This window comes from Natronorubrum halobium (assembly GCF_051351675.1).
Taxonomy (GTDB): Archaea; Halobacteriota; Halobacteria; order Halobacteriales; family Natrialbaceae; genus Natronorubrum.
This window is the reverse complement of the sequence record NZ_CP195595.1, coordinates 2,403,696-2,424,065: the sequence shown is the minus strand read 5'-3', so window position 1 is coordinate 2,424,065 and position 20,370 is coordinate 2,403,696. Positions and strand designations below refer to the sequence as shown.

General features: G+C 66.3%; 22 protein-coding genes and 1 pseudogene. 11 read left to right on the top strand and 12 right to left on the bottom strand.

The window, feature by feature from the left end:
• Positions 1 to 100 precede the first annotated feature (100 nt).
• Together ACSFC7_RS12015 and ACSFC7_RS12010 are read left to right on the top strand one after the other, a co-directional pair.
• A complete protein-coding gene (locus ACSFC7_RS12015; RefSeq protein ID WP_436343000.1) occupies positions 101 to 880 on the top strand; it encodes a DUF7839 domain-containing protein in 780 nt (259 codons plus the stop codon).
• 420 nt (positions 881 to 1,300) lie between these two features.
• A complete protein-coding gene (locus ACSFC7_RS12010) occupies positions 1,301 to 2,089 on the top strand; it encodes an enoyl-CoA hydratase/isomerase family protein (protein WP_436342999.1) in 789 nt (262 codons plus the stop codon).
• Positions 2,090 to 2,177: 88 nt separating this feature from the next.
• Here the strand turns inward: ACSFC7_RS12010 and ACSFC7_RS12005 are convergent, their stop codons facing one another.
• Both ACSFC7_RS12005 and ACSFC7_RS12000 read right to left on the bottom strand, forming a co-directional pair.
• Positions 2,178 to 3,083, bottom strand: coding sequence for a glycosyltransferase family 2 protein (locus ACSFC7_RS12005; RefSeq protein WP_436342998.1), 906 nt, complete (start codon positions 3,081 to 3,083; stop codon positions 2,178 to 2,180).
• A gap of 160 nt (positions 3,084 to 3,243) precedes the next feature.
• Entirely contained in the window at positions 3,244 to 3,951 is a 708-nt protein-coding gene (locus ACSFC7_RS12000; RefSeq protein WP_436342997.1) for a class I SAM-dependent methyltransferase, read from the bottom strand.
• A gap of 329 nt (positions 3,952 to 4,280) precedes the next feature.
• Here ACSFC7_RS12000 and ACSFC7_RS11995 point away from each other — a divergent pair, with 329 nt between their 5' ends.
• The 4 genes from ACSFC7_RS11995 to ACSFC7_RS11980 all read left to right on the top strand — a co-directional run bounded on the left by ACSFC7_RS11995 (position 4,281) and on the right by ACSFC7_RS11980 (position 7,088).
• The gene (locus tag ACSFC7_RS11995; RefSeq protein ID WP_436342996.1) at positions 4,281 to 4,562 is read left to right on the top strand and encodes a MarR family transcriptional regulator; all 282 of its coding nucleotides are present in this window, start codon (positions 4,281 to 4,283) and stop codon (positions 4,560 to 4,562) included.
• A gap of 113 nt (positions 4,563 to 4,675) precedes the next feature.
• Positions 4,676 to 5,470: an MBL fold metallo-hydrolase gene (locus ACSFC7_RS11990; protein WP_436342995.1), complete on the top strand. Its 795-nt coding sequence runs from the start codon at positions 4,676 to 4,678 to the stop codon at positions 5,468 to 5,470.
• 55 nt (positions 5,471 to 5,525) lie between these two features.
• Positions 5,526 to 6,245 carry a YkgJ family cysteine cluster protein gene (locus ACSFC7_RS11985; RefSeq protein ID WP_436342994.1) on the top strand — a complete coding sequence of 240 codons (720 nt, stop codon included), beginning with the start codon at positions 5,526 to 5,528 and terminating at the stop codon, positions 6,243 to 6,245.
• A 78-nt stretch (positions 6,246 to 6,323) separates the two neighbouring features.
• On the top strand, positions 6,324 to 7,088 hold the full coding sequence (locus ACSFC7_RS11980; protein WP_436342993.1) for a heptaprenylglyceryl phosphate synthase: 765 nt from the start codon (positions 6,324 to 6,326) through the stop codon (positions 7,086 to 7,088).
• 50 nt (positions 7,089 to 7,138) lie between these two features.
• On the opposite strand, the gene ACSFC7_RS11975 is transcribed toward ACSFC7_RS11980, so the two are convergent.
• Positions 7,139 to 7,528, bottom strand: coding sequence for an ArsR/SmtB family transcription factor (locus tag ACSFC7_RS11975; protein ID WP_436342992.1), 390 nt, complete (start codon positions 7,526 to 7,528; stop codon positions 7,139 to 7,141).
• 96 nt (positions 7,529 to 7,624) lie between these two features.
• Between ACSFC7_RS11975 and ACSFC7_RS11970 the strand changes: the two genes are divergently transcribed.
• The gene (locus tag ACSFC7_RS11970) at positions 7,625 to 8,284 is read left to right on the top strand and encodes a helix-turn-helix domain-containing protein (protein ID WP_436342991.1); all 660 of its coding nucleotides are present in this window, start codon (positions 7,625 to 7,627) and stop codon (positions 8,282 to 8,284) included.
• A 98-nt stretch (positions 8,285 to 8,382) separates the two neighbouring features.
• On the opposite strand, the gene ACSFC7_RS11965 is transcribed toward ACSFC7_RS11970, so the two are convergent.
• Both ACSFC7_RS11965 and ACSFC7_RS11960 read right to left on the bottom strand, forming a co-directional pair.
• Positions 8,383 to 8,787, bottom strand: coding sequence for a TRAM domain-containing protein (locus tag ACSFC7_RS11965; RefSeq protein WP_436342990.1), 405 nt, complete (start codon positions 8,785 to 8,787; stop codon positions 8,383 to 8,385).
• A gap of 171 nt (positions 8,788 to 8,958) precedes the next feature.
• Positions 8,959 to 10,686 carry a radical SAM protein gene (locus tag ACSFC7_RS11960; protein WP_436342989.1) on the bottom strand — a complete coding sequence of 576 codons (1,728 nt, stop codon included), beginning with the start codon at positions 10,684 to 10,686 and terminating at the stop codon, positions 8,959 to 8,961.
• Between the two features lie 890 nt (positions 10,687 to 11,576).
• Here ACSFC7_RS11960 and ACSFC7_RS11955 point away from each other — a divergent pair.
• A complete protein-coding gene (locus tag ACSFC7_RS11955; protein ID WP_436342988.1) occupies positions 11,577 to 11,735 on the top strand; it encodes a DUF7559 family protein in 159 nt (52 codons plus the stop codon).
• Positions 11,736 to 11,903: 168 nt separating this feature from the next.
• Positions 11,904 to 12,365 (top strand): Hsp20/alpha crystallin family protein, encoded by a 462-nt coding sequence (locus tag ACSFC7_RS11950; RefSeq protein ID WP_436342987.1) that lies wholly within the window; start codon positions 11,904 to 11,906, stop codon positions 12,363 to 12,365.
• Positions 12,366 to 12,398: 33 nt separating this feature from the next.
• Here the strand turns inward: ACSFC7_RS11950 and ACSFC7_RS11945 are convergent, their stop codons facing one another.
• The 3 genes from ACSFC7_RS11945 to ACSFC7_RS11935 form a co-directional block, all read right to left on the bottom strand.
• Positions 12,399 to 13,586 (bottom strand): NAD(P)/FAD-dependent oxidoreductase, encoded by a 1,188-nt coding sequence (locus tag ACSFC7_RS11945; RefSeq protein ID WP_436342986.1) that lies wholly within the window; start codon positions 13,584 to 13,586, stop codon positions 12,399 to 12,401.
• Positions 13,583 to 14,347: a creatininase family protein gene (locus tag ACSFC7_RS11940; RefSeq protein WP_436342985.1), complete on the bottom strand. Its 765-nt coding sequence runs from the start codon at positions 14,345 to 14,347 to the stop codon at positions 13,583 to 13,585. The genes ACSFC7_RS11945 and ACSFC7_RS11940 overlap by 4 nt, the downstream gene beginning before the upstream one ends.
• A gap of 342 nt (positions 14,348 to 14,689) precedes the next feature.
• Positions 14,690 to 15,469 carry a DUF7388 family protein gene (locus ACSFC7_RS11935; protein WP_436342984.1) on the bottom strand — a complete coding sequence of 260 codons (780 nt, stop codon included), beginning with the start codon at positions 15,467 to 15,469 and terminating at the stop codon, positions 14,690 to 14,692.
• A 197-nt stretch (positions 15,470 to 15,666) separates the two neighbouring features.
• Here ACSFC7_RS11935 and ACSFC7_RS11930 point away from each other — a divergent pair, with 197 nt between their 5' ends.
• The gene (locus ACSFC7_RS11930; protein ID WP_436347950.1) at positions 15,667 to 16,353 is read left to right on the top strand and encodes a DUF502 domain-containing protein; all 687 of its coding nucleotides are present in this window, start codon (positions 15,667 to 15,669) and stop codon (positions 16,351 to 16,353) included.
• Between the two features lie 42 nt (positions 16,354 to 16,395).
• Here ACSFC7_RS11930 and ACSFC7_RS11925 read toward each other — a convergent pair whose 3' ends face one another.
• From ACSFC7_RS11925 to ACSFC7_RS11910, 4 genes and pseudogenes are all read right to left on the bottom strand, one after another.
• Positions 16,396 to 16,989, bottom strand: a complete 594-nt coding sequence (locus ACSFC7_RS11925) for an NUDIX hydrolase (protein ID WP_436342983.1) — start codon at positions 16,987 to 16,989, stop codon at positions 16,396 to 16,398.
• Between the two features lie 36 nt (positions 16,990 to 17,025).
• Positions 17,026 to 17,505 (bottom strand): DUF7109 family protein, encoded by a 480-nt coding sequence (locus ACSFC7_RS11920; RefSeq protein ID WP_436342982.1) that lies wholly within the window; start codon positions 17,503 to 17,505, stop codon positions 17,026 to 17,028.
• Positions 17,506 to 17,531: 26 nt separating this feature from the next.
• The gene (locus ACSFC7_RS11915) at positions 17,532 to 18,707 is read right to left on the bottom strand and encodes a glycosyl transferase family 2 (protein ID WP_436347949.1); all 1,176 of its coding nucleotides are present in this window, start codon (positions 18,705 to 18,707) and stop codon (positions 17,532 to 17,534) included.
• Between the two features lie 339 nt (positions 18,708 to 19,046).
• Positions 19,047 to 20,045: pseudogene (locus tag ACSFC7_RS11910) on the bottom strand (MFS transporter); the annotation flags it as partial.
• 133 nt (positions 20,046 to 20,178) lie between these two features.
• On the opposite strand from ACSFC7_RS11910, the gene ACSFC7_RS11905 reads away from it, so the two are divergent.
• On the top strand, positions 20,179 to 20,349 hold the full coding sequence (locus ACSFC7_RS11905; protein ID WP_162989778.1) for an HVO_0758 family zinc finger protein: 171 nt from the start codon (positions 20,179 to 20,181) through the stop codon (positions 20,347 to 20,349).
• Positions 20,350 to 20,370 lie beyond the last annotated feature (21 nt).

The window sequence follows — 20,370 nt, the reverse complement described above, 5'->3', positions numbered from 1 at the left end:
TCGCCGTTTCGTGGCGTTGGTCTTCCGTGACTCACCGATCGCCGGACGTATCCGCGGCCGACCGCGTACCTTTTTGGCGCGCTCGTGAAACTGTAGACGTATGGTCGACGTCCTCGACAACAAGCGGGCCGCGACGCGCTTTCGGATCCTCGTCCAGATCGCCGAGCGCCAGCCCGCCGTCAGCCAGGGTGAGATCGCCGAGGAAGTCGGCGTGACGAGTCAGGCCGTCAGCGAGTACATCCGCGAACTCGTCGACGATGGTCTCGTCGAGAAGGAAGGCCGTTCGCGCTATCGCGTGACGCCGGAAGGGGTCGACTGGCTCTTCGGAACCGCCGACGACGTCCGCCGGTTCGCCGATCACGTGACCGGGGACGTCCTCGGTGCGATGAGCGAGGCGGCCTACCTCGCGACCGACGACGTCGAGGAAGGCGACACCGTCACGCTCTCGGTCCAGAACGGCTTGCTCCACGCGACCCCCAGTAGCGAGGGGCCGGCAACGGGTGTCGCGACGACCGACGCCGAGGCCGGCACCGACGTCGGCGTCACGAGTTTCGAGGGCGTCATGGAACTCGAGCCGGGCTCCGTCACCGTCCTGCAGGTCCCCGCGGTTCGCACCGGCGGGAGTCGCGCGGTCGACTCGACGCAGGTGTCGGAACGCTGCGACGAGTCCGATCTCGTCGTCGCCGCCGGCGTCGAAGCCGTCGTCGCCTGCCGGCAGGCCGGGACCGATCCGACCCTCCCGTTCGCGGCCGGCGAGGTCGCCGCCGAGGGAGCCGAACGCGGCCTCGAGGTGACCGCGGTCGTCACGGCCAACGAAGTCGGCCGAGTGACCGATACGCTCCGGGACGCGGACGTTTCCTACGAAGTGCTCGAGGGTTAGTCGATTCGTTCTGACCTGGCCGACGATTCGTCATCCGGAATTACGGCAACGGCGGTTTGCATGTCGGATTCGTTTCATGAATGAGATGGAGTCGACTCGAGCATGTTGCTCACGCTGGCGGCGATGATTTCCACGTCCTCCCCAACCGATTCGCTCGCTCCACGGTCGCTCGCTCATCCAAAGGAAGACACTTCGCGTCTTCCACGCAGTCGCTCGTGTTACTCGCGACGACCCCGCGCATATTCGAGCCGCGGTTCACCGTCGGCTCACCGCGGCTCAGCGCGCGCCACCGCACGTGGTCTGGCCGACTCGGAGTAGGAACGTCTCTACCTATACTGAACGCCGGTTTCACGACTCACTCCGAGCAACAGGACAATCTTAGCTACTACAGTTACGTGGCTGGCAATCGATCGAATGGCTATGGAATCCATCGGCACCGGACTCGCGGCGATCGACTGGAACGACGCGCGGGCGGACGTCTATCTCTCCCGGCCCGAGAAGCGAAACGCGATGACCGTCGACCTCATGTGCGACCTGAGCGAGGCGTTCGAACGAGTCGACGACAACGAGGACGTTCGCGCGGCGACGCTGCTCGGCGAGGGCCCCGTCTTCTGTGCCGGGATGGACCTCGAGATGATGCGCGATCGGGTCGAACCCGACTCCGAGATCGATCGCGACGTCTTCCCGGCCCTCCTCGAGACCATCGAGGAGACCCGTCAACCGGTCGTCGCGGGGATCAAACGCGCCGCGCCCGCGGGTGCGTTCGAACTCACCCTCCCGTGTGATTTCCGGATCATCGGCCGCGAGGCGAGATACGGGCTGCTCGAGGTCCAACTCGGCACCTTTCCCCACGGCGGCGGGACCCAGCGCCTGCCGCGACTGGTCGGGCTCTCGAACGCGAAGCGAATCGTTCTCACGGGCGAGTTCGTCGACCCCGAGGCGGCCGCCGAGATGGGGCTGGTCCACGAGGTCGTCGAGACCGACGCCGTCGACGAGCGAACGATAGCGTTCGCCGACGAACTGTGTGAAAACGCGCCGCTCGGACTTCGAAACGCCAAGAAAGCGCTCAACGCCGCCTTCGAAATGCCGCTCGAGCAGGGGCTGGCCTACGAACGGCAGTTAGGGTACGAGTTGGACGACACCGACGACTACCGCGAGGGGTTCGAGGCGCGACTCGAGGATCGAGAGCCGGAGTTCCGCGGCGAGTAACGGGACTCGAGAACGGTGTTTCGCACCGAGTAACGAGAGTTGAGCGCTGCCGTTCCGCACCGAGTACCGAAATCGACGGCAGGATCGACTACTCCTCGCGGCGATCGTACAACTGTACCGCCCGGTCGTGACGCACCGATAGCCCGTTCGGGTTTTGGTGCGCCGACCGATCGGTGTAGCGAGCACGGAGGCCGTCTCCCAGTCCGCGGGCCGTGTTGGCGACGACGTCGGTGCCGTCGGACACCCACCCGGTCGGCTTCTCGTCACCGGCGAGGACACCGCGAATGCTCGTCAATCCGTCGCGGAGCGCGCTGCCGACGGTTCGGCCGAGGACGGTCGGTCGCGGCCCGTAGTTCTTCGCGAGACGATACGCGAGCGAGCGGTAGGTGGCCCCCCAGTCGCGGTCGGTCTGGCCGCCGTCGGTCCCGACCTCGAGTCTGGCTGCCATCTCCGCGTCCCAGGTGACGTCGAAGCCGAGGGCGGCTACGCGATGGGCACAGTCCCGCTCGCCGCCGGCCTCGAGGTACTCGTCGAACCCGTCCAAGGCCTCGAGGACGGTTCGGTCGAACGCGACGTTGTCGCCGTCGAAGTGCGTGACGCTGCGACCCGCGATGGATCGTGGCTTCCGAAGATCGTAATCAGTGCCACCGCCCGTTACGGGACCGGTGACGACGTCCGTTCCGTTGGCGATCGACCGTTCGACGGCGTCGTACCAGCTGTGTTCGATCGCGTACTCGCCGTCGAGGAAGGCGACGACGTCGCCGGTGGCCGTTCCGAGGCCCGCGTTTCTCGAAACGTTGGGGTTTCGCTCGGAAATCTCGACGAGCACGTCCACGTCAGCGCGCTCGCGTACGACGCCGGTCGTTCCGTCGGAGGAGGGACCGTTGACGACGATCACTTCCGTCGACGCGGGCGTTCGCTCCGCGAGGGCGTCGAGACACGACACTAACTGCTCCCGGTCGTTGAGCGTCGAGACCACTACCGAGAGCTCCATACCCTGTGGTAGCGTTCGTCGGTAGTAAAAACAGGGGGGTTTTCCGCCGAGTGATGACGACCGTCCGGAACCGTCTCGTCTCGATCCCGTCCCACTGCGGGAACAGCCTATCGGGCTGAGTACCGTACTGGACAGCAGCGTCGATGAGTGGTGGGTTCCGTCAGCGTACCTGCGTGTTCCAGTAGGAAACCGACGCGAGGTGGTCGGACACCGGCAGCTTCCCGATGGCCTCGTCGAGCGTTCGGATCGGTGACGCGAGCCCGTTCGGAATCGACCGGTAGAACCCGTAGGGGACGATGAAGTCGTCCTCGACGTCGACCAGCGTCAGGTTCGTCTTGGCCAGGAGGACGGCGACTTCGCTCTTCGAGTAGAGTCGCGATCCCATCGGCAGCGCCCAGTTGTAGATGCTGCGCGAACTGAACCGATTGAACGTGTCGAAGACGATCTGTTCGCGCGACACGCGACGCATCTCCTCCAAGAACGCCTTCGGATCGTCCGCGAGGTGGAAAAACCGCATCGCGATGACCGTGTCGAAGTGATCGTCCGGGAACGGGAGCCGCCCCGCGTCACCCCGAAGGAACTCGAGAGACCCCTCGAGTTCCACGTTCCGGGCCTTCTCGCGACCCTGCTGTAACATTGCCGCCGAAATATCGAGTCCAACGACGTCGGCGCCTTGCTCGGCGAGCATCACCGAGAACCGCCCGGTACCACAGGCGATCTCGAGGATGTTTCGGTCCTCGACGGGCATGATAGCCTTGAGGACGGCTTCTTTCTCCCGGCGGTCGATCAGCTGTCCGCCTTGGGAGAACCGCTTGTCGTCGTACTCCTCGGCGACGTCGTCGGCCTGGTACCACTCCTGTCCTTTCACACTGGACGCAACTACAGTAGCCGGAGGATAAAACGATACTGGAGTCTATCGGCGAGCGGACGCACGGACGACGAACCGGATCGATCGCCGCGGTTCGGGAAATTCGCTGGTTTCGGTCCGTGTAATCCGGAATTCCGGAACCCGTGATCGTCGAACACTCGGTCGGTGCGAGTCCGTCGCTCGAGAGCGGGGGTATATAACTACAATCGAGCGACGTGGCCCGGTTCCGAGTTCTGTGTTAATACCTCATTCATACTCCTTATACAAACTGGACTATTCGTATCTACATATAGGGAAGCTTTACCAACACCGATTCCGCTGTGGTAGGTATGAGCATGAGTACAGCCGAGGACCGTGCCGGTGCCGCCGAAGATACCCTCTCAGAGGACGAATACCGCGACCGCCTCCGTGACCTCCCGCCGAGCGCGAAACTGGTCGCGAAAGTGCTCGAGACCGACTCGCCGCTCTCGCAGGGTCAGCTCGCCGAAGAGTCGCTTCTGCCCGACCGAACCGTCCGCTACGCGCTCAATCGTCTCGAGGATGTCGGCCTCGTCGGCTCCCGATACAGCTTCCGCGACGCGCGCAAACAGGTCTACTTCCTCAAACGCTGACCGCCCGGCACCCGGTCCACATCTGTACGGGGGTACGGATGGGGGTGGCCCGCCGGCATCAATTCGGGCGACCTGTCGACACACACTTTTTCGCCCGCTGCAACGCTCGAGATATGCATCTCACTCAACTGGCGATTCCGGTCGCGACGCGCGCGCCGGGCGGGGCGACCAACGCTTACCTGCTCGGCGACGAGTCCGCGATGCTCGTTGACCCCGCGGCGCGAACCGACGAACTCGACCGCGCGGTCCGTGACCGCGGGGTCGAACACGTGCTCGTCACGCACACTCATCCCGATCACGTCGGCGCCGTCGACGCGTACGCCGCCGAAACGGACGCGACCGTCTGGGCGCGGTACGGCCGCGTCGACCGCTTCCGCGAGGCGACCGGTCTCGACCCCGATCGAACGTTCACGCCGGGAACGACGATTTCGCTCGGAGCGGAGCGAGTTCGCGTCCTCGACGCGCCCGGCCACGCGCCCGACCACGTCGCACTCGAGGCCGGCCGCGACGGGCCGATCCTGTGCGGCGACTGTGCCGTCCGCGAGGGCAGCGTCGTCGTCGGGGCGCCCGAGGGCGACATGCGCGCCTACGTGACGACCCTGCGGCGCCTCCGGGCGATCGATCCGCCGGCGCTCCATCCCGGCCACGGTCCAGAGATCGACGCCCCCCGAGAGACCCTCGAGCGCCTGCTCACCCACCGAAAGCGCCGGGAACGGAAGATCCTCGAGGCCGTCGAGAGCGGGGCGCACACGCTCGAGGCGGTCCTCGACGCGGCCTACGAGAAGGATCTCTCCGGCGTCCGCGATCTCGCGCGGGCGACGGTCGCGGCCCACCTCGAGAAGCTCGACGTCGAGGGGCGACTCGCGTGGAACGGCGAACGGGCGACGCCGGTCTCGCGGAGTAACTGACTGTTCCGCCCTCGCAGAGCGACTGACTTTTCCGCCTTCGCCGGTAGTATCCGGTGTGCAATCGCTCGAAGCCGAACTCGAGGAGGCCCGCACCCTCATCATCGACGACCTCGCGGACGCCATCGAGTCGATCGGCTTCGAGTGTACCCGCTGTGGGGCCTGCTGTAAGGGCCACGGCGAGGACGAACACACCGCGACCGTGTTTCCGGACGAGGTCCGCGACCTCGAGGAGAGCGACGCCTACGACGGGGGGTACGACTGGCGCGACGTCGCCCGGCCGATGCCGTACGGCCTCACGGAGGACGACGACGGCGATCTCGCGGGCGAGACCTTCGAGTGGGCGCTCCAGACGGACGACTGCGGCGACTGCACCTTCTACGAGGAGGGAGAGGATGGGACTGGCGCCTGCGCTGCTCACGACGATCGACCGCTGATCTGCCAGACGTACCCGTTCAGCGTCGCCCTCTCTGGAACCAGCCAGCCGATGGGCGAAGCCGTCGACAGCGTTGCGCTGGAAGCGCAACGGGAAGCCGGTGGTACCGGCGACGAGGAAGGCTTCGTCCGCGCGCACGAGTGCGAGGGACTCGGGCGAGACATCTCCCGCGAGGACGCCGAGGACCTCGCTCGCGCGCTGAAAGAGCGCGCCGTACGAGAACTCGAGGAAGCTATCGCCGTTCGGGACAGCTACGAGCCCGCCGCTCCGGACGTCGACGAGGTCGTCGTCCACGACTCCGAGGGAGCGAAGCGGGTGGACGGCACGCCGCTCGAGGAATAAGGTGCCAGCGAGCAGGGGTCGATCCCCGTCGACCGCAAAATCGACAGGGAATTGAGACCGTTCTTCGAAGGTGCCGGCATGACTCTCGACTGGGACGGGATCTCCCACATCACGAAAGTCGATCCGGCGAAGCCGTTGCCGGCCGATATCAGCGCTCTCGAGGGGACGGATCTAGTGATCGTCGGCGGCTCCGACGACGTCACGGAAGCCAACACGCTCGAGGCGATTCGAGCGATCGCGGAGACCTACCCGTCGATACCCGTCTTTCAGGAGCCGTACAGTTCCGACCACGTCTCTCGAGAGACGATCGAGGCCGCAGATTTCGTCGCCGTGCCGGCGGTCTACAACGGCGATCGAGACCACTTCGTCGGCAAGCACGTCGATCTCTTCACCGAGGTCGGACGCGCACCCGAGGACCTTCTGGGGGCCGGACTACCGATCGTCGGTGATCTCATCGCCTCGAAGGGCGTCGACGCCATCGCCGATCTCACGGCGTCCCTGATCGGCGAGGGCTACGTCGTCCAGCACCTCGAGTCCACGGCGGCGGTCACCTCGGGGGTCGACACCACCTACACGTCCGACCAGGTCGCCGGCGCCGCGCTCGCGACGGAGACGTTCTACGGCTTTCCGATCTTCTACGTCGAGTACTCCGGCACTTACGGCGGTCCCGAGGACGTCGAGGCCGCAGCGCGGTATCTCGAGGAGACGACGCTGCTCTACGGCGGCGGCATCGACAGTCGGGAGAAGGCGACGGAGATCCTCGAGGCCGGCGCGGACGCCATCGTCGTCGGCGACTGTTTCCACGACGATCCGGAGACGTTTCGGGAGACGATTCCGGAGTAGGGACTCGGCTCCGCTCTCGCAGTCGTGCAGTCCGTCGAGAGCGGACGACCTCACCGATCGGTAACGGTCGCGTCGAGCGGTCCGTTCCGCCGGGCGCGTTCGTGATCGGACTCCAGTCGGTCGGTGCGAGCGGATATCGTCGGACCGTCCTCACCGAACCGGACCGTCACTCGCTCGAGGATCGTGCGGAACTGCCTGTAGTGGTTTCCGTCGGAATCGAGCAGTAGCTCCGATTCGACGAGCCCGGCCGCCTCGAGCTGGTCGAGGCGGCGGTACGCGGTCGGCTCCGAGATCTCCGCGGCGTCGGCGATCCCTCGTGCGGCCATCGGCTCGTCGCAGAGCAGCTGTAGTATTCGGCGAGCGTATCGATCGCCCAGTAGCTCGAGAAATTCATCGGGAGGAACTGCCTGATCCTCGTCCGGCTCGTCAGAGAGACGCATGGTGTCGAAACACGGATCCCTGCTGGCCAAACTGTTCGTACGAAACGCTTCGCAGTTTTATAAGTGCGCGACCGGAAGTGAAGAACAGACCGAGAGATGCGGGCGATACGAATCGCGATCACGCACACGGAAACGACGATACATCCGATCCACTCGCTGGTCTGTTCCGAGCGGGAACTGACGCGCGAACTGATACTCTACGTGACGACCGCCGACGGGGTCGAGACGACGATCAACTACGTCGAAGGCGACCCGGACGCGTACGAGTCGGCGCTTCGGACGGAACTCGACGTCGACGAGTACGAGGTGTATTCGGACGGGACCGACGGCTGCTACTCGTATCTCCGAAACGAACTCGACGCGTACAACCGGGACCTCGCGACCGCGTTTCAGCGCGACACGCTCGCGGTGATTCCACCGATCGAATACCTCCCGGACCGGCGAATGATCGTCACACTCGTCGTCACGTCCCGCGAATTCCGGCAGTTCCGCGAGGAGATTCCCGACGAGTTGACGGTCGACGTCGTCTCCGTCGGCTCGGTGCCGCGGATCTCGCAGTCGCGACTGACGGCGAAACAGCGACGGGCGATCCGGACCGCCTGGGAGCTCGGCTATTACGACATTCCGCGGACCGCCACGCTCGAGGAGATTGCGACCGAACTCGGATACGCGGTGTCGACCGTATCCGATCTATTGCGGCGCGGACAGGCCGGTCTCGTCGCGGCCGAGCTCGGTGTCGACGAGTACGCCCGCTGACGCCCCACTCGAGCGGGATCGCGGTTTCGTCTGGCAGCGCTCGAACGCGAGTCGGGATCGATGCGGCCCGTAGCCGCTCGAGACCCGGGCGACTGCCGCTAAAAGGTCTCTTCGATGATCTCGCCGACGGCGAAGTTCGATTTGACCTCGGTGACTTCGACCTTGACGCGTTCGCCGACGTCGGCACCGGGGACGATGATGACGTAGCCGCGCTCGACGCGGGCGATGCCGTCTCCCTGTTTGCCGATATCTTCGATCTCGACGTAGCGCGTTTCGCCGACGTCGACCGGTGGCTGTGGTTCCGACGGTGCCGTCTGTGGCTGTGCCGTCGTCTCCTCGGTCTCTGTCGACTCCTCCCGGGAGATAAGTGCGACGCGGTAAATTTCCTCCGGGTCGATGTCGCCGGTTTCGACCTCTTGACGTGGTACCTCGATGACGTAACGATCCTCCTCTGCCGAAACGTCCGCACTGAACAGACACAGGAGTTTTTCAGATATTTCCACAGTAGACCCTCGATTTCACCTCTGATTCTCATTCGTAATAGAACTACCGACAGATCGGCAGTCTGAACAGTTGAAAGAAACTCCGGGTGTCGGATGGGAGCACCTACCAACCGAGGCGGGAACGGACGGAAACGGCTCTAGAGAGACGATCGTGGCTGTTCGAGGCGTCGATCACTGCACGCGTTCGAGCGCTCGCGTCGTCATGAACTGCGAGAGGTCGAACTGGGTCTCGAGGTCGGCGTCCGCGACGGTGTCGTAGGGGCGGTTGACGACGATGTCGCCCGCGGTGCGGTCGCCGATACCGGGGACGGCGGTGAGTTCGTCCATCGACGCGTCGTTGAGATCGAGCGGATAGGGGACGCCGGTGACGGAGCGATAGCCGTGATCGACGACGGCGACGTCGATCGTCCGCTCGAGTTCCCGCTCGCCCGGGATGCCGACGAGCAACGGGTAGGTCCCCAGCTGGCGACCGAAGGTCTTCCCGTCCTGGTGGTACTCGAGGTGGATGTCCGGGAGGACGGTTCCGGGCGGGGCGACGCGCTCGAGCATCGGCCGGTCGATCTCCTCGCGAACCCGCTGTTTGTACCGTTTGAAGAGCGTTTTGTGCTCGTTCGCGATCTCGGCCCCCGTCTCGCTCATGTCGGTGCCGTCGAAAGCCATCACCTGCCGGATGTTGATCCGCCGGAGCATGTAGCCCTCGTCGTAGACCCGCTGGAGGAACTCGCGGTTGCGCTCGTAGGTCTCCTCGCGCTCGCCCTTGAGGCCGTGCAGGAGGTTGATCCCGGGCAGGAGTTTGGGGAGCCGTCGCGGAGCGTCGTCGCCGAACGTCGGGGCGTCTTCGGGATCTTCCCCGGGTCGCCAGCCGGCCTCCTCGTTCACGATTTTGACCGCCTCGAAGCACTCCTCGGCGGTGACGTTCAGGTTGTTCTCCTCCTGAACGAGCGGATCGGCCGACTCGAGGCCGAAGGCGGCCGTGTCGCCGGGCGTGTTGTGTTCGGCGATGATCCGGATCCCCTCGCGGCTCTGCTCGGGCCACTCGACGATCGTGATCGGGTTCATATTGTCGAGGTGGAGCGTCTCGAGGTCCGGGGCGACCTCCCGAATGCCGCTGTAGAGCTGTCGCAGCGCGTCCGGATTCGGCGCCTCGCCATCGCCGCCGTAGGCGAGGATATCCGCCTGCCGCCCGATTCGGAAGTGCTGGACGCCGTAGTCCGAGAGGGCGTCGACCTCGCCGACGACCGACGGCGGCGACCGGAACGTGGGATTCCCGTAGAGCGGTTCCGTACAGAACGAACAGCGGTAGGCGCAGCCGCGGGAGGTCTCGAGTTCGCAGATGAGGTGGTCCGGGTGGTTCGGGTGTTGCTCGACGATGAAGGCGCCCTCCTGGGCCCACCGCGACACCTCGTCGACGTCGCGCATCCGGTTGTTGAACCCCTCGAGGCCGCTCTCGACGAGGTCGTAGACGGCGGCCTCGACGTCGCCTTTGGCGACGAAATCGAAGTCCAGATCCTGACGTTCGGTCTCGGTCGCGCCGGCGTTCTCGTCGCCGACGCCGAACTTGACGGGACCGCCCATCAGGCTCGTCCCGTTGGCCGTCCAGGCCATCTTTCGCACTTCGTCCGGTTCGGCGGGCGTGCCGCCGACGTACTTTCCGGGGACGGTCATGCCGCCGAGGTAGAGCAGCAGGTCGGCCTCGTCGACGTCGCGCCAGTAATCCGGCTCGTCGCGAAGCCGATCGATCGTGTGGTACGTAATCTGCTCGCGCGGCACCCCCGCATCGATCAGCGCTCCGGCCGCGTATCGCGGATACGTCGAAATGTACGGCGGCACCCCGAAGTGGGCGGGTTCGTCGACGTAGCCGTCGACGATCGTCACCGACAGCGTCTCGGGGTCAGTCATATCGTCGGGTAGCGCCTCGAGCGGTAAAACCGTGACTACCTGAAAGCCCCTGCCGGTCGCGCCGCTCCGCGGCGGACCGGCAGCCCCTTTCAGTCCCACCCGGCGGTGGTTCGGTCGGGCGGCCGACACACGAGATACCGTCGGGCCTCGTTCACGTCTCGAGCACCGAAACGGCGAAACGAAGGCAGGGATCGGGTACTGTTCGCGCGAGTTTCGATCGAACCGGCTTCCAGACACGTCAGGGACCGAACTACTCGTGGAATCCGCGGTTGGTAGCGGTGATCTACGTACCACGTCGGTCCGGTCGAGCCACGTTGCGGTGGCGCGCGCTGTCTCGCAGTGAGCCACTGGCGAACTGCGAGTCAACTCCGTGCGAGGTCGTCGCGAGTAGCGCGGGATCTTGGTCCCGCGGACCGTGCGAATAGTGCGAGACCGCAGGTCTCGCAGACCATGCGAGTAGTGCGGGACCAACGGTCCCGCATACCATGCGAACGATGAGCGGTTCGGAGCGAACGTCGTGAGCGAGAACCGCGAGGTGAACGGGGAACGAAGTGACCCGTGAACGGGCGCTTCGCGCCCGTGAGCAGACGGAGTCGTTCGAAAGACGCAAAGCGTCTTTCGTGACTGAGCGAATCAAAGATTCGCGAGGTCCGCGAAACCTTCGGTTTCGCTTGATGACGAGAGACCGAAGGTCTCTCGAACCATGAGTGAATCGGCTGGGGAGGACGTGGAAATCACCGCCGCCAGCGTGAGCAGCGTACACGAATCATCACGCCTCTTGCTGCAGTCACAGTCGGCGCAATCGCTACGAAATGACAGCACTACCGAACGCGCCGACTCGAGGTGCCGATACCCCGACGTTGATGGTCCTCGTGACGGTACTACCTTACATGCCACCGACGGAGGAACTCGTCTGTACCGCGGAGGACTGCTTTCTCGACCTGTTCGAGAACCACTACACCTACGACAAGCCCGAGGACCTCGAGGTGACCGACCTCTCGTGTCCGGTTTGTGGGGGAAGCGACTGTCTCGAGCGGGTCGAGCTATAGCTTCACGGCCCCGTCCCGGTTTCGTGAACGCGGAACTCGTCAGACGTTTATTTTGTTCTATCAAAAGAGATATGAATGGGGCTAGTGTAGCCGATGGTAAGTCATGTCCTCGACCCACCTCCCGGTCCCCACTGCGGCCTCGAACGTCGCGTCCAGAGGTGACTCCCCGTGAGCCCCAGCGACCTCCGCAAGTCGATCGGTAACGCCCTCTACCGACAGGTCGGCCGCGCGAACAGCCGCGTCCAGAAACACCGCTCGCTGCCCGTCGACGTCCTCGAGAACGAGACGAGCTATCAGGTCGTCTTCGACGCCCCGGGTGCCGAACCCGACGACGTACAGGTCCGCTATCTGGAAGGAAACGTCAAGATTCGGATCGAGCGATTCCGCCAGTTCCGCGACGGCTACGAGATGCGCTTTCCCGGCCGCGGGATGGAACTCAACGGCGAGGCCGAACTGCCGAACGACGCGGTCGTCGATCCCGACGCGGGAGAGGCGACGCTGACCGAAACCGGCACGCTGCGCATCGACATTCCGAAGGACTCCTCGATCGACGGCGACGGGTCGGTGAACGACGCCGATTCCGAGGCCGCGTCCGCCCCGGAAGCGGACGAGATCGCCGTCGACGACTGACTCACCGTCGCCGACCCCGCTTTTCCATTCGGATTACTGCTCGGACTCGATCGACATCCCGTCGACGATCTCGAACGACTCGTCGCCGTCGAACCGGGTTGGATCGAACGCGTCGATTCCGTCGTCGCCGAGCACCTGTTCTGCCAGTCGCTGACCGATCGCCGGCGCGCGCATGAAGCCGTGGCCCTGGAACCCGGTCGCGACGTACAGCCCGTCCCGTAGCTCCCCGACCAGCGGGTCCCGATCCGGCGTCGCCGTACAGAGGCCGGCCCACGCGCGCTCGAGTTCGAGGTCCGCGTCGGGGAGTCGGTGTGAGACGCGTGCGAGCAGGTCGTCCGCGAAGTCGGGATCAGCGTCGCGCTCGTAGTCGTCGGGATCGGCCTCGACGTGTTCCGTCCCGTTCCCCGCGAGAAGGCCCTCGGGATGCGGTCGCAGGTAGAACGAGTCCGTCGCGTCGTAACACATCGGTTCCTCGAGGTCGGCGCTCGCGACGAGCGCCTGCACGCGATAGGGTTTCATCGCGATCGAGACGCCGGCGTCCGCGAGGAGCCGTTTCGTGTGGGCGCCGGCGGTCACGACCACCGCGTCGACCTCGCGTTCGGTGTCGTCCTCGAGGATAACCCGCGGGGGATCGGTCCGAACCTGCACCGGCGTATCGGGCTCGAGGGTCGCGCCGGCCCCGTTCGCGGCAGCGGCGAGACAGGCGGTGTACGTCGCGGGATCGGTGTAGCCCGCCGCGCCGGCGATTCCCGCGACGGCCACGTCGTCCGTCCGTAGCGTCGGGAAGCGGTCCGCGAGCGCGTCGCCGTCGGCCTCGAGCGCGACGATGCCGTTCTCCTGCATCCGCCGGACCTGCTCGCGGATCGCGTCGGCCCGCTCCGAGTCTTCGTCGCGGGCGAGCCAGACGTACGGGCACTCGACGAACGGGAAGGTGTCGTCGCCCGAGAAGTCGCGGAACCGTTCGATCGCGTCGCTGCCGATCTCGCTATCGATCGGATCGGCGAACGCGCTGTAACAGACGCCCGCCGCGCGGCCGCTCGAGCCGCTCGCGATCCGTCCCTTCTCGTACAGCGTCACGTCCGCACCCTCGCACGCGAGATCGTAGGCCGTCGTCGCGCCGACGGCCCCCGCGCCGACGACGGCGATCTCGAGGCCGGTACCCGACTGAGTAAAGGCGTCCGCGCCGACGGCGAGTTCGGGGTCGTCTCCGTTCCCGCTCATTTGTGATCACGCGCCCAGCAGTCCGCGAGCGGTCGGTCGACGAGCCAGTCGAGCAGCGCGTGCAACTGGTCGCGTCCGGCGTCGAACACCCGCGCTCCCCTCTCGGGGTCGGCCTGCGTCGGCCGACCGACCGCCCCGCTCTCGGAGAAATCGATCGTGTCGAAGCCGAGTGCGGCGCCGTGGACGGACTCGCCCCACGCCTCGCTCGCGCCGGCCTCCGCTTCCTCGAGCGCGTCCGGATCGACGAGGTCCTCACGGAGGTGCCAGAGCAGGCTCGACTCCATCGCGTCGGCGTGGCCACCTTCTTCGTCGAACAGGTCGTCGGCGACGTCTTCCACGCTGTCCCACCAGTTCCACGGCGGCGCGAAGGCCGTTCGGTCCTCGCACAGGGTTCGTGCGGCCCGTCGGAGCGCGTCCGTGTTCCCGCCGTGGCCGTTGACGACGACGGCCTTTCGGACGCCGTGCTCGGCGAGACTCGAGATCGTCTCTTCGACGTAACGTTCGAACGTCTCTTCGGTCACGTACAGCGTGCCGTCGAACTGGCGGTGATGGACGCTGACGCCGACGGGTATCGTCGGCAGGACGACTGCATCGTCGCGATCGGCCGCCGGTCGAGCGAACGCCTCGGCGGCCAGGTGATCCATTCCGAGCGCCAGCGCCGGGCCGTGCTGTTCGGTACTCCCCGTCGGGAGAACCGCGACCTCGGCCCGCTCGAGGGCGTCGGCGGCGGTCGTGGTGGTGTGTTCGGCGAGTAGCGACATGCGCTGTCCTGCGCATCCGCGTCACTTATAGTGTCGGTCATTCGAAGCGGTGACCTTCGGGGCCGCGTCGAAATCGGACCGGTCGATCCACGTGCCGTGGCGCGCGCTAAGCGGCGTCTCACAATCGGTTCGACGCCGCTCAAAACCGTGCGAGGTCGTCGCGAGCGCAGCGAGGGACGGCCTGGAAGACGCAAAGCGTCTTCCATTGGATGAGTGACCGAACGGAGTGAGGGAACGAATCGGCTGGGGAGGACGTGGAAATCCGTGCCGCCAGCAACTGCAGAACACTCGTTCCGGTCACAACGACGTTCACTCGAGCAGTCTCACGAAGAGCGTAGCCGATTAGGCGAGAAACGGCTCGAGCCCCTGCGCGGGATAGCCGACGACCGTGGTCGCGCCGGCCTCGCGGAGCGCGTCGGTCTGTGCGCGTACGTCGTCCGGAGTGCCGGCGAGCGCGTAGTCCGTCGCCGCCTCGAGCAGGATCTCTCGGCTGCGTCCGGTCGCGTTCGTGTCGGTCGCGGCGTCGTCCGGCAGCGCCCGCGCGACCGGCCGTCGGCGGGAGACGTACTCCCCGACGGCCTCGAGGATGCGATCCTCGTCGTCGGTCAGGACCGTCGGCGCGTAGATAGCGATCTCGCCGTCGAACCCGGCCGATCGCAGTGCCTGGAGCTCTCGGTGGGTCGTCCGCGAGAGCAGGTCGTACTGGGTCGCACCGGTCGCCATCGCGATCCGTTCGACGCTCTCGGTGCCGACCCAGGCGTCGGGAGCGGTCTCGAGGGCGGCACCGAGGCGGGGCGCGACGGCCCGGTCCCGTTCCTCGTCGGTGAGGTAGGCGGGGTGACCCGCGACGAGAACGCGCCCGACCGCGTCGGGGAGATCGGTGACCAGCGAGTCGTCGCCCAGCGGATCGAAGCCGTCAGCGCGGACGGGCGTCGTGACCAGGACGTCCGCGCCGCTCGAGAGCGTCGACAGGGTTTCGTGAGCCGGGAGATGGTCGCGGCCCTCGTAGTCGATCGCGATCGTCTCGACGGGGAGGTCGGTTGCGTTCGAGACGTCACACTCGGCGGGTTTCAGGGCGATCGCGTCGAGTCCGGCGCGGGCGACGGTGCTCGTGGTCAACATCGGTGGAGTACTCGCGCGACGCGTCGTCGAACCGACGATCGGTGCCGGTCGCGAGTCGTGGCGTCTACGCGACTATAGCCGTTCTGTGCGGTCGGCGCGCAAAAACCTGGCGTTCCGAACGCGGAGTCGAATTCGGTCGCGGCGAGTCCACAATCTACTCGTAGGAGGGGCCCCTGACTCAGACCGTGAGTGGAGACATGAACTCGGTGAAAGGGGACTTCGGACGCGGGCTCATCGTCATCGGGCCCGTCCTCGTGACGTTGTTCATCGTCTACACGCTCTACTCGTTCATCGCGAGCGTTACGCCCGGAATCCTGCTCAACGCCACCACGCTCGAGGCGTTCCTCCCCGGCGTCGGCGAGTACGCTCGCGAGCAGCTCGCCGGTTTCCTCCGCGTGGTGACGTTCGTGGGCGCAATCGCGCTCTCGATGTACGCCATCGGGCAGACGACGGAGACGACGACCGGCGAGGTGTTCGAGGGAATCGTCGACTATCTGGCGAATCGCGTGCCGGTCATTCGCGTCGTCTACAACGCCTCGAAGACGGCCACCGAGACGACGATCGGTTCGGGGGACACCCTCCAGACGCCGGTCAGGATCGATACCTGGGGCGGACTGCGGATGACGGCGTTCAAGACGGGGCGCACCACGCCGGACGGACGGGTCCTGCTCTTCTTGCCCACGTCGCCGAACATCACGACGGGGTTCGTCCTCGAGGTGTCCCCGGACGAGATCACCGAGCTAGACGAGACCGTCGAAGAAGCGCTGACGCGGGTCGTCAGCGCCGGCTTCGGCGACGCGGATCAGGCGGAGGAAACCATCGACGACGCGTCGCTCTCCGTCGTCGGTGAGATGCAGTCGGGCGGGAAGCCGCCACGGAACTAGGGCGGTTTCGGAGAATCGCAGCGAGCGAATCCTCGTACGTCGCTAGTAGTGCGTGCGATCCAGTCCCTCGGGCGCTTCGAACTCGGTCGTCAACTCGAGCAACTGCACGAGAATCCGACCCGTCGCGCCCCAGACGGTGTAGCCGTCGACGTGGAAGTAGTGGATGACGACGTCGCCGTAGTAGGGGTGGTCCCGACGTTCGTACTCGTAGTTGTCGGGATCGAGCAGTCCCGACAGCGGCAGCATAACGATCTCTGCGACCTCGTTGCCGTCGCCGACGTACTCGCGGTCGGGGACGCGAGCGACGAACGGCGTGACCGCGTACTCCGTGATCGTCCGGATGTCGTCCAGTTGGCCGACGACTTCGACTTCCCGGGACTCGAGGCCGATCTCCTCGTTCGACTCCCGAAGCGCGGTGTCGAGAATCGTCTCGTCGACGGGTTCGGCACCGCCGCCGGGGAAGCTCATCTGGCCGGGGTGTTCGCCGAGGTGGTCGGCCCGCCGGGTAAACAGCAGGTGATCCTCGCCGTCGCGCTCGATGACCGGCGCGAGAACGGCCGCGTCGTGTTCCTGGTCGCCGATCTCGACCGGTTCGTGGCTCGCGACCGGTTCGAGGGTCAAGGTCTTCTGTGACATTGGTAGTCGCTCACGGGGTTGCGGTCGGTTCGTGGCTCATTCGAGGGTCTCCTCCAGACGGTCTCGTTCGCTCGCGAGATCGACCGGCGCCCACGCTTCGACGTCGTAACTGACGTCGAGCAGGTGCCGGATCCGATCGCCGTCGTCGGCGTCGACGGCTGCGTCGGCGGCCTCGACGAACTGGTCGTGGACCCGCTCGCCGAGGGCGTCGCGGTCGAGGTGGCGTCGGTCGATATCGAGGATGTGCGGGACGTCTTCGGCGTGCTCGGGAACCGACGGAAACGCCGTCGGCCCGGCGACCAGCAGCGACTGGCGGTCGTCGTCGACGCTCCGCTCGTACTCGACGAGCGCGAAGGATTCGAGGGCGTCGTCGATCGCCGCCTCGAGCGCCGACTCGTCGACGGACTGCCCGTCGGCGCGGAACGCGGCTTCCGAGAGCGCCCGCTCGAGTTCCGGCCGGGTCAACCCGCCGAAGAGGTCGACGACCCCTGCCAGTTCGTCGGCGGTCGCGTTCATACCCGCCACAACGAAGGGTGGGCAGATTAGTCTTGTGCGCCGGTGTCGATCCGATCGGGCCGGCGTCGACCGGCCCGCCGGTCCGTCCGCCAGGGCTGGGCCGCCTCGAGTACCGCGCTCGGTTCGAAGGGGGCGTCGACCCATCGCGGCAGTCGGCGATCGGCACCGGGCGGGGCGATCGACTTCGCGTAGCGCGCGAGTTGATCGCGTTCGCTCGCCGGGTCGTACGCGAGGCCGTTGAACGCCGCATCCGCGTCGTACTGCTCGATCAGCCGGTCGCCGGCGGAGAGGTACCGCTCCTGCAGCGTCTCGTAGTCGGGTTCGACGCCGCGCTCCTCGACGACGCGTAACAGTTCCGCGGCGACTTCGCGGCTCATTCCCTCGAGGCCGGTCTCGCCGGCGACCGCGCGGTGATCGTGCTCGTGTCGGCCGAGGTCCACCTGAGCGGAGCCATCGAAGCCGGCGTAGTCGAAGGCGTCGCCGAGGGTGCCGACCTCGAGACCCCAGGCCCGCGGGGCCCGAAGTCGTCGGGCGAGGTCCGCGGTGGCGGCGAACTCGCCGGCCAGCGCGTACCGGAACGCCTCGAGGTAGTCGACCACGGGGGCGTCGTTATCGGCCGCCAGCGTTCGGATCAGGGGCGCGTAGAACAGCCGAAAGAGCCGCCCGTAGAGCCGTCCGTCCTCGACGCGCGCGTAGTACCCCTTCGAGAAGTCGAACGTCATCGTTAGCGGGGCGAGCAGTCGTCGGACGTGTGCGGCCTCGTAGCTCCGGGCGTCGGCGTCGTGGACGACGACGTACTCGCCGGCCTCGGCGGCGGGGCCGAGCGCGAGCCAGACGTCCCGTCCCTTTCCGAACCCGTTCGCCAGCCCCGCGTCCGCGAGGAGCGTCTCGACTTCGGGTGCGTTACACCAGCAGACCTGGATCGGCAGGGCGAACGACTCGAGCCACCGCCGAAACGGGTCGATCTCGGCGGCGTCGGCTCGAACGGGGACGACGACGGCCGCTGGGGCGGGCTCGAGGGTCTCGAGTTCCGAGAGGACGCGCTCGGCGGCGGGGTTCTCGTGTTCGCGGGCGGTCATCGGGACGACGACGGTCGTATCGGCGACCGCGGCGGCGGCGTCGCGGGCGAGCGTGCCACCCGAATCCCCGTTCGTCCCGCCGAATGCGTGGAGCGTCGCGATCCGCTCCTGAACGTACTCCATCGGTGGAGTGTTCGGCCGGACCGGTAAAACGCCCACGACTCCGGCCAGATAGACCGCGGGGCAGCAGGTGAACCGCGGGGGAGTCAAGGGCGCGCCGAACGTCGACCGGAGCGCGCCGTCAACCGTTGTCCCCGGACGGCAGCCGACCCGAAGCGGCGAGGGCGACGAGGACGAACAGGGAGCCGGCGAGACCGACCGCGGCGAGTCGGAAGGCGTCGTCGAACGGGAGCCCGCGTCGACGACGGCGCCTAGGATCGCGCTCCCGAGCGCCTGAATCGGCATCATGATGCCGGTGAACAGGGCGTACGCGCTCGCGCGGTTGTCGTCGGGAACGGACGCGAGCAGGTAGGTGTCGGAGGCGGGGAAGATGCTGTGGATCACGTAGCCCATGAGCGCCGTCACGAGGAGGATCGACCACGTGCCCTGAACGACGGTTAGCGCGAGCAACGACAGGACGAAACCGCCGACGATGGCGAGCAACAGCGGCAGGAATCGGATCCGATCGGCGATCCAGCCGGTGAGCGCGAACGCCGGAACGCCGGCCAGAAAGAGCAGGGTGAGGAGGGTTCGCGCGTAGCTCCCCGAGAGCCCCTTCACCTCGACGAGATAGGTCACGTAGAAGTTGAACACGCCGTTCCAGACCAAGCTCGTGAGTCCGACGATCACAACTCCCGTCGCGATGATCGGCCACTGGCGTCGAAGCGCGGCCAGGAGGTTCCGGTCGAGTTCCCCGGCCGTCGGCAGCGTCGCGCGTCTCGCAGCGAGGAAGAACGCGGCCGTCGCACAGACGGTCACGAGCGAAATCGCGAGGAAGAGGACGCGCCAGGCCGCGATCGGCCAGATCACCGCGAAGAATGCGGTGACCAGCAGCGGCGCGACGACCGCGGCGGTCTGGCTCGACATCCCGTGGACGCCGATCGCTCGCCCCACCCGCGCCGGGAACAACTCGCTGACCAGCGGATTCGCCGCCACGAAGTACGCGCCGCTGGCGAAGCCCATGCACAGCGCGCCGACGTAGAGCGCCTCGAGGTTCGCCGCCGTCGCCGCGAACGCCGAGGCGGCCGCGAGGACCGCTCCCGACGCGAGGATCACCCAGTGACGCGGTACGCGCGTCAGGAGATAGCCCGTCGGCACCTGCAGCGCTCCGCTTCCGATCCAGGCCAGCGTCGCGAGCAAGCCGACGGCCCCCGCGCTCGCGCCGAACGTCGTCCGAAACGGCTCGAGCAGGGGCGCGTAGATCACGCGACCGAGGTTGACCAGGAAGACCACGACGCACAGCGACCCGAACACGGAGGTTCGTCCCGGAAAGCGCCCGTGAACGGCCGCCGATTCGTTCATACCCGTCCTGTCTCGGCGGGACGGTCAATTCTTTCGAAACGAACGCCGGCGGAGACAAGCTGTTGGATCGGTGACGGAACGGCCTCGAAATAAGCACCGGTCTTTTTGACCCCTACCTTCGTAGGGGGGCAACATGAGATCAGTCCGGAAGGCACTCCGCGAAGGCGAACTCGAGAAGGACACGTACGATCGACTCGTCTGTGGCGAGTGTGAGAAACCCCTGAAGACCGAAAACGACCCGGATCAGATCAAGACCGTCCGGATCTGTCCGGACTGCGACGCGGAGTGGAAGGAGATCCGATAGTCGTCTTCGCTTCTATCGTTG